The organism is Klebsiella pasteurii (assembly GCF_018139045.1).
GTDB classification, from domain to species: Bacteria; Pseudomonadota; Gammaproteobacteria; order Enterobacterales; family Enterobacteriaceae; genus Klebsiella; species Klebsiella grimontii.
This window is the reverse complement of the sequence record NZ_CP073236.1, coordinates 2,010,994-2,023,961: the sequence shown is the minus strand read 5'-3', so window position 1 is coordinate 2,023,961 and position 12,968 is coordinate 2,010,994. Positions and strand designations below refer to the sequence as shown.

Here is a 12,968-nt window from a genome sequence, read left to right as displayed (position 1 = left end):
TGCGGTTTTGATGTTGTGTTCGTATTGTTGCCGGGCGGCTGACGCCTTGCCCGGCCTACAAAACCCCGGCCTGTAGCCCGGATAAGGCGTCAGCCGCAATCCGGGATCGTACCGTGTGATTAACGAAACACCACCTGCGCCCAGCGGGCCAGCCCGGCGGTGACCGAGCCAAAATCATCGCCTCCGGCCACCGGAATGCCCGGCAGGTGTGCCGCCAGCGCTTTTTTGATCAACGGCGAGCGAGCGCTGCCGCCGGTCAGGTAAATCACATCCGGCTTGTCATTGCTGTTATCCAGCGCCAGCTGAACCTGCTCCATGATGCGGGTCAGCGGCTGATCCAGCGCCGCTTCCAGACCCTGCTGGCTGATGGCTGTCGCCAGCTCGTCGCTGATAAACGGCAGCCCGGTAGTGACGTTCGGCTGCGCGGAGAGGGCGATTTTGCTCTCTTCCGCGCTCCGCACCAGGCGATAGCTCAGACGCTGACGCCAGACCTTCAGCAGCAGCGCGACTTTTTCGCTATCGCGGGCGCTGCGCAGCAAATCGTTAAGCAGGCGACCGTTGGCGGCGCTGTAAAAATCAGTTTGCGCCGGAACGTCGTTAATCGCCACCGCATTCCACCACGGCAGAATCGGCAGCGCGATGCCTTTTTCGGTATCGCCGCCCATGCCCAGCAGCGGCATCAGGCATTTAAAGGCCAGGGCGATATCGAGGTCGTTACCGCCGACCCGGCAGCCGCTGTGGCCAAGCAGGCTTTGCTGGCGATCGGCTTTTTCACGCCACTGCGGCCCCATCAATAGCAGCGAACAGTCGGTGGTACCGCCGCCGATATCGACGACCAGCACGCGTTTTTCCTCGCTCAGCGTCGCTTCGAAATCCAGACCGGCGGCGACCGGTTCAAACTGAAACACGACGTCGCGGAAGCCCGCGCGCTTTGCAGCGCGTTCGAGAATGCCCTGCGCCTGGGCGTTGGCGTCATCGCCGCCCAGCCCCTGGAAGTTAATCGGCCGGCCGATAACCGCCTGGTCGATGGTTTCCGGCAGCTGCGTTTGCGCCTGGAGTTTGATATGCAGCATCATGGCGCACACTAAGTCTTCAAACAGCGCCACCTGCTGCGGCTTGAGCCCGCTGGCGCCGAGAAAGGATTTCGGCGACTTTACGAAGTAGACTTCTTCCGGATCTTCAACGTACTGATGCAGCGAAGCGAGACCAAACTGCACGCTGTTGCCGAGTACGTCGATATCTTCCTCGCGGTTGAAGCTGATGGCGCGACGCAGCAGCGCCTGGTTTTCATCACCGCTGGGCGGGACATCGTGATGGCGGTAGAGCCACTCGCTGACCGCTTCGCGGGTCGGCGCGCAAAGCATTGATGGCAGCAGTGAGCTGCCGTTTTCCAACGTCAGCAGCTGCGGCGTATTCTCGCGCATTACCGCCACCGAACAGTTAGCGGTACCGTAGTCAAAACCAATAAACATAGCCTGCAAAATCCCCATGCCGGTGAAGAAGGGGGGCGACTTTAGCGGATTGACGGCACTGCGACAACTGGAATTTAAAAGCAAGGCGCCCGCGGCGCAGAGCCGCTATGATTGAAGCGCTAAAAAAGGAGAAAAGATGACGCTGCTACCCTGGCATCCCCCCTACGACTGGCAATGGATGTTTCATTTTCTTGAGGCGCGTACGGTGCAAGGGATTGAAACCTTTGTCGACAACAGCTACTGCCGCAGCTTTGCCCTCAATGGCCACGCCGGGCTGATCGCGGTGACGCCGGATGACGCCGCGCAGGGCATGCGGGTGACGCTTTCCGCCGGGCTACAGCCGGTCGCGGAAGAGTGCCTGGCGCGGGTTGCGCGCTTATTTGATTTGTCCTGCGACCCGCAGCGGATCGGCCTGACGCTGGGAAACCTCGCGCTGCCAAGGCCGGGGCTGCGCCTGCCGGGATCCCTGGATGCGTTTGAACAAGCGGTACGCGCGGTGCTCGGGCAACTGGTGAGCGTGGCCATGGCGGCAAAGCTCACCGGGAAAGTGGTGGCCGCCTTCGGGGAACCGTTGACCGACGCGCCGGGCTTTTATCTCTTCCCGAGCGCGCAGCGGCTGGCGCAGGCCGATCCGCTGGCGCTAAAGGCGCTGGGCATGCCCCTGCGGCGCGCGGAGGCGCTGATCCATCTGGCGCAGGCGGCTATCCGCGGCGATCTCCCCCTCTCCGCGCCGGAGAATATCGACGCCGGAATAAAGCAGCTGCAGACGCTGCCCGGCATAGGCCGCTGGACGGCGAACTATTTCGCGCTGCGCGGCTGGCAGGCGCCGGATATCTTTCTGGCGGATGATTATCTGATTAAACAGCGTTTTCCCGGCATGACGCCGGCGCGGATTGCGCGCTACGCCAGCCGCTGGCACCCCTGGCGCTCGTACGCTTTATTGCATATCTGGTATACGCAAGGCTGGTCGCCGGAGGAGGAATAGACCCGAGAGGCGCTTAGCACTGGTATCGACGCGCTGAAATCCCTATAATTGCGGCGTTTGGCGGTCAACCGCCACCCTTCCTACATTCCCAGGTTAATCAGGTCGCAAAAATTTATGACTGATACGTCTCATCAGTGCGTCATTATAGGCATCGCCGGCGCATCGGCTTCGGGCAAAAGCCTTATCGCCAGTACGCTATATCGTGAATTACGTGAACAGGTCGGCGATGAACATATCGGCGTTATTCCGGAAGACAGTTATTACAAGGATCAAGGTCATCTGTCGATGGAAGAGCGTGTAAAAACCAACTATGACCATCCGAGCTCCATGGATCATAGTCTGCTGTTTCAGCATCTGCAGATGCTGAGAAGCGGCCAGCCGATAGAGTTGCCGGTATATAGCTACGTTGAGCATACCCGTATGCCGGAAACTATCCATATTGAACCAAAGAAAGTCATCATTCTTGAAGGGATTCTGCTGCTGACCGACGCCCGCCTGCGCAATGAACTCAGCTTTTCCATTTTTGTCGACACCCCGCTGGATATCTGCCTGATGCGACGCATCAAGCGAGACGTTAACGAGCGCGGACGTTCAATGGATTCGGTGATGGCGCAGTACCAGAAAACGGTGCGCCCGATGTTCCTGCAGTTTATCGACCCTTCCAAACAGTATGCCGATATTATTGTGCCTCGCGGCGGTAAGAACCGTATCGCCATCGATATTCTGAAGGCCAAGATCAGTCAGTTCTTTGAATAACACGAACGAATTGTGTAACGTGCAAAGAGAAGCCAATTTGCCCTTATCCCCGGAAGGCGTAGGGGCGCAATGCCTTAAAGGAGAACGTTCATGCGTCTGTGCGACCGAGATATAGAAGCCTGGTTGGATGAGGGGCGTCTGGCCATTAATCCGCGCCCGCCCGTTGAGCGCATTAACGGCGCGACGGTCGATGTTCGGCTGGGGAATAAGTTTCGGACTTTCCGCGGGCACACGGCGGGCTTTATTGACCTGAGTGGGCCGAAGGCGGAAGTCAGCGCGGCGCTGGATCGCGTGATGAGCGAAGAGATTGTTCTGCCGGATGGTGAAGCGTTCTTCCTGCATCCGGGCGAGCTGGCGCTGGCGGTGACCTTTGAATCGGTTACCCTGCCGCCGGACCTCGTCGGCTGGCTTGATGGCCGTTCTTCGCTGGCGCGTCTGGGCCTGATGGTGCACGTCACCGCACACCGTATCGATCCGGGTTGGTCCGGCTGTATCGTACTGGAATTCTATAATTCGGGTAAGCTGCCGCTGGCGCTGCGTCCAGGGATGCTGATCGGCGCGTTAAGTTTTGAACCTTTATCCGGCCCGGCGGTGCGCCCTTATAACCGCCGCGAAGATGCGAAATATCGCGACCAGCAGGGCGCGGTAGCGAGTCGAATCGACAAGGATTGATAATTTTAGCGGTTTGCTGAGGATGCCATGAGACGAATTCTGACCACGCTGATGATCTTACTGGCGGTAGTTGTCGCCGGTCTTACCGCGCTGGTATTGCTGGTCAACCCCAACGATTTTCGCGCCTATATGGTTAAAGAGGTGGCGGATCGTAGCGGCTATCAGCTTGAACTCAATGGGCCGCTGCGCTGGCACGTCTGGCCGCAGCTCAGCATTCTCTCAGGCCGCATGACCCTGACCGCCCCGGGCGCTGAAGAACCTGTTATTCGTGCGGATAATATGCGCCTTGACGTCGGGCTGCTTCCACTGCTTTCCCATCAGCTGCAGGTTAAGCAGGTGATGTTGAAGGGGGCGGTGATTCAGCTGACCCCCAAAACCGAAGCCGTGCGAAGCAAGGGAGCTCCGGTCGTCCCGCATGATAACACGCTGCCTCAGGTCCCCGAGGATCGCGGCTGGTCGTACGATGTCCAGAAGCTGCAGATTGCCGATAGCGTGCTCTTTTTTCAGCATGAAGATGGCGAGCAGGTGACGGTGCGCGATATCCGCCTGCAGATGGAGCAGGACAGCAGCCATCGCGCAACGGTCGATTTCTCTGGCCGGGTGAACCGCGATCAGCGCGATCTGGCGCTTTCCTTTTCCGCCGAGGTGCAGGGCGGTGATTATCCTCATTCTCTGAAGGCGGATATTTCACAACTGAACTGGCAGCTTCGCGGCGCGGAGCTTCCCCCTGAAGGGATTAGCGGCCAGGCCAGCATGCAGGCCAGCTGGCTCGAGGATGCGAAAAAGCTCAGCTTTGATAAGCTGAACTTAACGGCTAACGGCAGTACCCTTGCCGGCAACGGCAGCGTGGTGCTGGGCCAACAGCCTGACTGGACGCTGAATCTTCAGGCGGGCACGCTCAATCTCGATAGCCTGCTGTCTCATACCTCTGCATCTGACAATAATGGCGTTAACCAGCAAGGGCAAAGCCAGGCCAGGCAGCTACGCCCGGTGATTGCGGATAACGGTATTCAGCAGGATTACAACTCGCTGCGCGGTTTTAACGCCCGGCTGAACCTGACGGCTGAGCAACTGCAGTGGCGGGGCATGCATTTTACCCAAGTGAAAAGCGATATCAGCAACCTGCAAGGGCTGCTGACGATTCATCAGATGCAGGGGAACCTGGACGGTGGGCGACTCTCGCTTCCCGGCTCGCTGGACGCGCGAGGTGAAACGCCGCGAGCCTCCTTCGAGCCACAGCTAGACAACGTTGAGATCGGCTCGATTCTGAAAGCGTTCAATTATTCGATAAACCTGACCGGCAAGCTCTCGCTGACCGGTGAGTTCTCCGGCGGCAAGATTGATGCCGACGAGTTCCGCCGCAGCTGGCAGGGGCAGGCGCAAATTCAGATGACGGATACACGCACTGAAGGTCTCAACTTCCAGCAGCTGGTCCAGCAGGCCGTCGAGCGCAGCACCAACGTTCAGGCGCAGGAAAACTATGACAATGCGACCCGGCTGGATTCCGTCAGCACCGAGTTTACGCTGGATAATGGACAGGTGACCTTAAAGGATATGCAGGGGAAATCTGAACTGATGGCGTTAACCGGTCAGGGGGAGCTCAACCTGCTGAAAGAGGACTGCGATATGCGCTTCAACGTCCGGGTTCTGGGTGGCTGGAAGGGCGAAAGTAAACTCATCGACAGGCTCAAGCAGACGGCGATCCCTTTGCGAATTTATGGTAACTGGCAGACGCTGAGCTATAGCCTGCAGGTTGACCAGATACTCCGTAAGCAGCTGCAGGATGAAGCGAAAAAACGGCTTAGCGAATGGGCTGAACGCAATAAAAACACCCAGGATGGCAAGGATGTGAAGAAGCTGCTGGATAAGCTGTAAGTCTGGCGGTTGTTGTCGGCGGATGATAATCCAGGGTCGGCGTCTTTGCTGACAAATTGCGACATGTGGCATTGCCCGGCGGCGCTTCGCTTACGCGGCCTACGGGTAAGGCGTGATGTGTTGCGAGGGTGGGTTTGTAGGCCGGGTTAGGCGTCAGCCGCCACCCGGCAATAATGTCAGCGGCTCCTCAAAAAGCGGTTTGCCATTGTTCGTGCGGCTTTAGAAAATTCATTGAAGAGATCATTACACTTCATAGTCCAGTTCATCTTCATCATGCGCCGGCGGCACTATTTGTACTTTTTGCACCCGATGGCTCTCCACCTGCAGCGTGCGCAGAACGTAGCCGTCAAGGTTCACTTCTTCACCTTCCTGGGGCACATGCTGTAGGTACTCCATCAGCAGACCGGCGACCGTATGGTATTCACGTTTCTCATCCAGCGGCAGGGGAACATACTGAACCAGGTCTTCCAGCGGCATATGCCCGTTAACCGTCCAGCTACCGTCGCCGTTTTTATGAATATCGTGGCGAGCGTCAATCTCTTCCACTTCATTAGGCAGATTACCGGCGATGGTTTCCATAACGTCACTGAGCGTAACAATGCCCTCAACGGATCCAAACTCATCGACCACAAAGGCAAAGTGGGTTCTGGCTTTGCGGAACTGCTCCAGCGCCGGAAGCAGCGGCAGCGTCTCCGGGAACACCAGCGGCTGACGAATCAGGGCCTGCAGGTTGAGCGGTTCATGACGTAATGATTGCTGCAGCAGATCGATCACGTGCACGACGCCAAGCATATCTTCGTCATCATCGCCACCGGTAACCACCAGGCGGGTATGCTGATTTTTGTCGAGTAAGGCGCGGATCTCCTCTTCCGGCGCGCTGAGATCAATATGTTCAATGTCATGACGCGAGGTCATGATGCTGCTGACGGTACGCTGATTGAGATTCAGTACCCGCTCAATCATCCGCCGCTCTTGCGGATTAAACAGCGGGTTATCGTCGCGATCGGCAACCAGCGAGGCGGTCTCGCTATCCAGCTCGCTACTGTCTTTGCGCCCGCTCAACAGATTCATCACCGCTTCAGTGGTTCGCTGGCGTAGCGTCAGGTTGGCCGAGAGAAAGCGATGGCGGTTAAAAATCGCCAGCTGGTTGAAGGATTCAATCATGACCGAGAAGCCGATAGCCGCGTACAGGTAGCCTTTAGGTATAGGGAAGCCAAAGCCTTCGGCAATCAGGCTAAAGCCGATCATTAGCAGGAAGCTCAGACAGAGAATAACGATGGTCGGATGGCTGTTAACAAAGCGGGTGAGGGCCTTGCTGGCCATCAGCATCAGGCTAATGGCAATAATCACCGCGGCCATCATGACCGCCAGGTGGTCAACCATGCCGACCGCGGTTATCACCGAGTCGAGAGAGAAGATGGCATCAAGCACCACGATTTGCGCTACCACCCCCCAGAACCTGGCGCCTTTACGCTGGGTCGGGTTATCGCTATCTTTGCCTTCCAGCCGTTCGTTGAGCTCAACGGTAGCTTTAAAGAGGAGGAACAACCCGCCAAACAGCATAATCAGATCGCGGGCGCTAAAGCTTAGATCGTGCCACGTAATCAGCGGCCTGGTGAGAGTAACCAGCCATGAGATCGACGCCAGCAGCAGCAGGCGCATCACCATTGCGAGTAGCAGACCGGTCACGCGCGCCCGGTCACGCTGCGCGGGAGGGAGTTTTTCCGCGAGAATGGCGATAAAGACCAGATTATCAATACCGAGTACCAGCTCAATAACGACAAGCGTGATGAGCCCGGCCCAGATCGAGGGGTCGGCAATCCATTCCATATTCAGTTAAAACCTTTACAACCTAAGAGTGCCATGTACCGATCATGGATAAGCCATAGATAAAATGCAATATTTTCTGCTGCTAATTACCTCAGGTACAAAATCGGGCCTCGTAATACCCGTAAATAAAATAGCCACTTGCGCAGGATATAACCATATTCAACCATCAGCACATCGGTTGATTGTTATTTGTCATCGTGCGAATTTCCATCGATATAGACTGAGAGGGTCCACATGATTTTAAGCTGGATCCTACGGAGGCGGTGAGTTGCTATACCAGGAAGCGGCCCCGCAACGGTAAAGTTTATCAATAGATTTGATGTATATAACAACGATTTTCCGGAATTTAGATATTTATACTACTTAATGTTGTGGCTTGTCGGAGATCAATTTTTGCCGGAGGATGTGCTGCGCGTTACCGGGGAGGCAGAGCGACAAAACGGTGCTGGGTATAATTTGCAGCAAGTAGAATGCGCCCGATTTTAGCGGAACAGCCCTCGGTGCCGCTGAAGCCAATAGTGACGAGTAATTTGCTGTAGTTCAGACGGTTTTGTACGTTAAATAATTTTATTATCACTATAATCGATTATATGGTCTGGATTTTTATTTTTTTGCAGTCACTTGTTCTGTGTCAACTCTTGGTGGAAGATAACAAGGTATTAAAAGAGGAATGATGGAGAAACGATAAACTCCATTACTCTATCTTATGAATTGAATGGGGTAGGTTTTCTGCATAACCTATTGTAAATATTGGGTATTTGCGTCGAAAAAATTCGCATAAGAATTTTCTTAAAACTGTCTATTGGTATGTAGACTTTGCGTGTATTCTTAAATTCTGCGTGTAATTTCAGAATTTGACGGACAGTATGGCAGAGATCAACCGTGTATCATCACTGATAAATGCCAGTGATACATACAAACTGACAGGATCAAAAGGTTTATAACCATACGGGTGGATATGAAAATGGTGAGTTTGAAAGCAGTTATACCGGTAGCAGGATTAGGGATGCATATGTTGCCCGCCACCAAGGCCATTCCGAAAGAGATGTTGCCGATCGTCGACAAGCCTATGGTGCAGTATATTGTTGATGAAATTGTAGCTGCGGGAATCAAGGAAATCGTGCTGGTAACGCATTCATCCAAGAATGCGGTAGAAAACCATTTCGACACCTCCTACGAACTGGAAGCATTGCTCGAACAGCGCGTAAAACGTCAGCTTCTGGCGGAGGTACAGGCTATCTGTCCGCCTGGCGTAACGATCATGAACGTGCGTCAGGGCCAGCAGCTGGGGTTAGGTCACTCCATTCTTTGCGCCCGCCCGCTGATTGGCGATAACCCGTTTGTGGTGGTGCTCCCGGATATCATTCTGGACGACGCCAGCGCCGATCCTCTGCGCTATAACCTTGCCGCGATGGTAGCGCGTTTCAATGAAACGGGCCGTAGCCAGGTTCTGGCCAAACGGATGGAAGGCGACCTCTCCGAGTACTCTGTTATTCAGACTAAAGATCCGCTGGAATCGGCTGGGCAGGTGGCCCGAATCGTTGAATTCATCGAAAAACCTGATGAACCGCAAACCCTGGATTCCGACCTGATGGCGGTGGGGCGTTATGTGCTCTCTGCCGATGTATGGTCCGAGTTGGAGCGCACCGAACCGGGCGCCTGGGGACGTATCCAGTTAACCGATGCCATCGCCGAGCTGGCGAAAAAGCAGTCGGTTGATGCAATGTTAATGACTGGCGATAGCTATGACTGCGGTAAAAAAATGGGTTATATGCAGGCTTTTGTAAGCTACGGTCTGCGTAACCATAAAGAAGGGGCAAAATTCCGCGAGAGCATTAAGAAGCTGCTGGCGTAGTTTCAGCGCTATGGCTTTTTAGCGGATGAGAGTGAACGGCCCGAGCTTTTTGATGAAGAACAGACAATTCGTGGCCGTTCACAACAGTAAGTTCAGCAGATATCGCAGATTAATATCCATTTCAATACAATGGGTTAGCGTTTTTCTTGTTATATTGTAGCATTTACGAATATGAGGCAATGTTCGGAGACTTCTGGTAGTAGAAGAAGATGTAACATGCTGAAATGGTCGGACTAGCTAAATTTACTCTTTGTTGATAATTACTTACTAAGACTTTTCTTAAGTAAGTGGCCCTTAGTCAAGGCGTGAGACGAAAATAAAACTTGACTGAGATCATGTTTGCGCATTAAACAACGGTAACGCATGCATAATAATGTGAAGTTACTGATTGTGTATGCCCACACCAATGTCGCGGAAAAGACGTTACGGACTGGAGAGATCGTCAAAGGATGAAAAAGAAATGAACTGGCAAGTTGTCACTTTTTTTGGCGATAGCACCGTACTGTTACCCAGTGCGGCCGTACTGTTTATCGTTCTTTTTCTGCGAAAAGATTCAAAGCAGCTGGCCTGGCACTGGGCTCTGCTGTTCGGCATAACAGGCGCCATTGTTTGCGCATCAAAACTGGCATTTATGGGTTGGGGTATCGGGATTCGCGAGCTGGACTTCACTGGCTTTAGCGGGCACACCGCACTCTCTTCCGCTTTCTGGCCAATCCTCTTATGGCTGCTGTGCGCGCGCGCCACACCAGCTCTTCGTTTTACTGCCGTCTTATTAGGGTATGCACTGGCCGGGCTGGTAGGGTATTCCCGTTTGATGGTTCATGCACATTCAACTTCGGAAGTGATTGCCGGCTTACTGCTGGGTGCCGCAGGGAGCGCAGCCTTTCTGCTACTCCAGTTGCGTGTTCGTGATACTCATACAGCGCAACTATCGTTTGGCGGCCTGGCGAGCATGATCATTATCCCGGTGCTTCTGCTGAATACCGGGGCGAAAGCGCCAACCCAATCGCTGCTGGGCGAGATAGCGGTGAAGCTTGGCCCACTGGAAAAGCCTTTTACCCGAGTTGATCTGCACAAGGGATTTTACTGACTCAGGGGAGCGTGGGAGAGATGAAGGATTCAGAGTGACTCATGTTCTGTTCACATTGTATGCGATATGAAATTTAAAGTGAAATGGTCTGCAGTTGCAATATTTCATATCCATGAAATAAATCTGTGATGGGTCATTCTGCGCAATAATTAGCATAATGATAATCAGCCAGGATGTTTCCTAAATAAGTTTTCTGGCTAAATATCGAATTTATTAATGATAACAGCATGCTGGCATAATTCTTTTCACTATTAATTTTTGTAGTTGACTAACTATAATTAATTTGAAACTAAGTCAACACGCTTTATGTGGTGAAAAAACAATAAAATCATAAGGTTGAAATTATCTGGTTGGTCGATACTGTTGGCATTTGATAGTGATAGCCGGAAAACAATAACCTTATCGGCGGGTCGTTCAGAGTGCTGCCAGCGTATCTGATAATTCAAGATTACGCTCCCAATTGAGGGCAGAATCTCGTAAACTTATGGCCGCGAAATTGTTGTTTTGATGGATTAATCGCCGATTTATCGAAATCAGCGATTGAATTTAAAGGGAAAGAAGTACAGTGCATTGGTAGCTGTTAAGCCAAGGGCGGTAGCGTACCTGCGGACGGACGTTTTCTCCATATCACATCTCATTTCATGCGACTGAAATTCCTAAAGTGAACGCTATACAGGTGATTATCTTTACAACCTGTATATACTTGCATGTTGTCGCCAGCTCAGAACGTGTTCGTTTGACGGCGGGCAGGAGAAGCTGCGGGTATGAAGCGTAAGGAATGGCCTTCAATAACAATTTCGCATACATTGTGTACTGCAGGTAGCCTGTGAACCGAAAGCGAGCATTGGCATGAGATTCCGATAACATGCTTTCGTTTTCTTTGATCAAACCTGTAGACCAAAAATAGCAAAGGTTGGCGTCAGAGGGCGCTGCATCTATCAGTGTTCCCCTTGTCGCGCCAGCTTGCGGAAACGGGGCTTTAAATGGATCTTGTACAATGATAAAAATTGCGCGAATCGCACTCGCATTAGGGCTGCTAACTTCTGCCAGCTCACTTGCCTATGCCTCCGGGTTAGTGATGAATGACAACGAACTGCGCAACGATCTGGCGTGGCTTTCCGATCGCGGCGTTATTCATCTCAGCCTGTCGACCTGGCCTCTGAGCCAGGAAGAGATTAATCGGGCACTTAAGAAAGCAAAACCCTCTTACTCTTCTGAACAGGTTGTTCTCGCTCGAATCAACCAACGCCTCGATTCCTTAAAAGCTGATTTCCGGGTGAGTGGCTATACCTCAACGGATAAACCCGGAACGCCGCAGGGGTTTGGGCAGAATCAGCCTGCGGATAGCTCTTTATCATTAGCCTTTAATAACAGCGGCGAATGGTGGGATGTGCACCTGCAGGGCAACGTTGAAGGTGACGAACGCATCAGCAACGGTTCACGTTTTAATGCTAACGGCGCCTACGGCGCGGTTAAATTCTGGAACCAATGGCTCTCCTTCGGCCAGATGCCGCAGTGGTGGGGACCGGGTTATGAAGGAAGTCTAATCCGCGGTGATGCGATGCGCCCGATGACCGGCGTTTTAATGCAGCGTGCTGAACAGGCTGCACCGGAAACCTGGTGGCTGCGCTGGATTGGACCTTGGCAGTATCAGATTTCCGCCAGCCAGATGAATCAATATACCGCCGTACCGCATACCAAAATTATCGGCGGTCGTCTGACGTTTTCTCCTTTCCAGTCCCTTGAGCTTGGTGCATCGCGCATTATGCAGTGGGGCGGGGAGGGGAGACCGGAATCGTTTAGCAGCTTTTGGGATGGTTTTACGGGTAAAGATAACACCGGTACAGCCAATGAACCGGGTAACCAGCTAGCCGGTTTTGATTTTAAATTTAAGCTAGAGCCTACGCTCGGTTGGCCGATTAGTTTCTATGGTCAACTTATTGGTGAAGACGAGGCCGGCTATCTTCCCTCAGCAAATATGTTCTTGGGAGGAGTTGAGGGGCACCACGGTTGGGGTAAAGATGCCATCAACTGGTATGTGGAAGCGCATGATACTCGATCGAACATGGACCGCCTGAACTACAGCTACAACCACCATATTTATACCGACGGGTATTATCAACAAGGATATCCGCTGGGTGACGCAATGGGCGGCGATGGCCAATTATACGCCGGCAAGGTTGAATTGGTGACGGAAGATAATCAACGCTGGAGCGCACGCCTGGCCTATGCCAAGGTCAATCCTAGAAGTCAGTCGATAAATAAAGCCTTCCCGCAATCGGATACTCTGAAAGGAGTACAGTTGGGCTGGAGCGGTGATGTGTATAAATCAGTGCGTTTAAATACTTCTCTCTGGTACACCGATGCTGATAACAGTGATAGCGACGACGTTGGTGCCAGTGCCGGGATTGAAATACCATTTAATTTATAGCC

9 protein-coding genes are annotated in these 12,968 nt (G+C 53.2%); 7 read left to right on the top strand and 2 right to left on the bottom strand.

Annotated features, from left to right (window positions below):
- Nucleotides 1-119: 119 nt before the first annotated feature.
- Complete coding sequence (gene yegD, locus KCG39_RS09500; protein WP_087828848.1) at nucleotides 120-1,472, bottom strand: molecular chaperone; 1,353 nt, start codon at nucleotides 1,470-1,472, stop codon at nucleotides 120-122.
- Between the two features lie 136 nt (nucleotides 1,473-1,608).
- Here yegD and alkA point away from each other — a divergent pair, with 136 nt between their 5' ends.
- The 4 genes from alkA to asmA all read left to right on the top strand — a co-directional run bounded on the left by alkA (nucleotide 1,609) and on the right by asmA (nucleotide 5,760).
- Nucleotides 1,609-2,457 carry a DNA-3-methyladenine glycosylase 2 gene (alkA, locus tag KCG39_RS09495; protein WP_049131073.1) on the top strand — a complete coding sequence of 283 codons (849 nt, stop codon included), beginning with the start codon at nucleotides 1,609-1,611 and terminating at the stop codon, nucleotides 2,455-2,457.
- Nucleotides 2,458-2,571: 114 nt separating this feature from the next.
- Complete coding sequence (udk, locus tag KCG39_RS09490) at nucleotides 2,572-3,213, top strand: uridine kinase (RefSeq protein ID WP_004122537.1); 642 nt, start codon at nucleotides 2,572-2,574, stop codon at nucleotides 3,211-3,213.
- A gap of 90 nt (nucleotides 3,214-3,303) precedes the next feature.
- Entirely contained in the window at nucleotides 3,304-3,885 is a 582-nt protein-coding gene (gene dcd / locus KCG39_RS09485; RefSeq protein WP_004122535.1) for a dCTP deaminase, read from the top strand.
- A gap of 27 nt (nucleotides 3,886-3,912) precedes the next feature.
- Complete coding sequence (gene asmA, locus KCG39_RS09480; RefSeq protein WP_112167119.1) at nucleotides 3,913-5,760, top strand: outer membrane assembly protein AsmA; 1,848 nt, start codon at nucleotides 3,913-3,915, stop codon at nucleotides 5,758-5,760.
- A 243-nt stretch (nucleotides 5,761-6,003) separates the two neighbouring features.
- On the opposite strand, the gene KCG39_RS09475 is transcribed toward asmA, so the two are convergent.
- On the bottom strand, nucleotides 6,004-7,590 hold the full coding sequence (locus KCG39_RS09475) for a TerC family protein (protein WP_112167121.1): 1,587 nt from the start codon (nucleotides 7,588-7,590) through the stop codon (nucleotides 6,004-6,006).
- A gap of 958 nt (nucleotides 7,591-8,548) precedes the next feature.
- Between KCG39_RS09475 and galF the strand changes: the two genes are divergently transcribed.
- The 3 genes from galF to KCG39_RS09460 all read left to right on the top strand — a co-directional run bounded on the left by galF (nucleotide 8,549) and on the right by KCG39_RS09460 (nucleotide 12,966).
- The gene (gene galF, locus KCG39_RS09470; RefSeq protein ID WP_024360046.1) at nucleotides 8,549-9,445 is read left to right on the top strand and encodes a UTP--glucose-1-phosphate uridylyltransferase GalF; all 897 of its coding nucleotides are present in this window, start codon (nucleotides 8,549-8,551) and stop codon (nucleotides 9,443-9,445) included.
- Nucleotides 9,446-9,905: 460 nt separating this feature from the next.
- On the top strand, nucleotides 9,906-10,535 hold the full coding sequence (locus tag KCG39_RS09465) for a phosphatase PAP2 family protein (protein ID WP_087771515.1): 630 nt from the start codon (nucleotides 9,906-9,908) through the stop codon (nucleotides 10,533-10,535).
- A 997-nt stretch (nucleotides 10,536-11,532) separates the two neighbouring features.
- Nucleotides 11,533-12,966, top strand: a complete 1,434-nt coding sequence (locus tag KCG39_RS09460; RefSeq protein ID WP_123829112.1) for a capsule assembly Wzi family protein — start codon at nucleotides 11,533-11,535, stop codon at nucleotides 12,964-12,966.
- The last annotated feature ends 2 nt before the right edge of the window (nucleotides 12,967-12,968 follow it).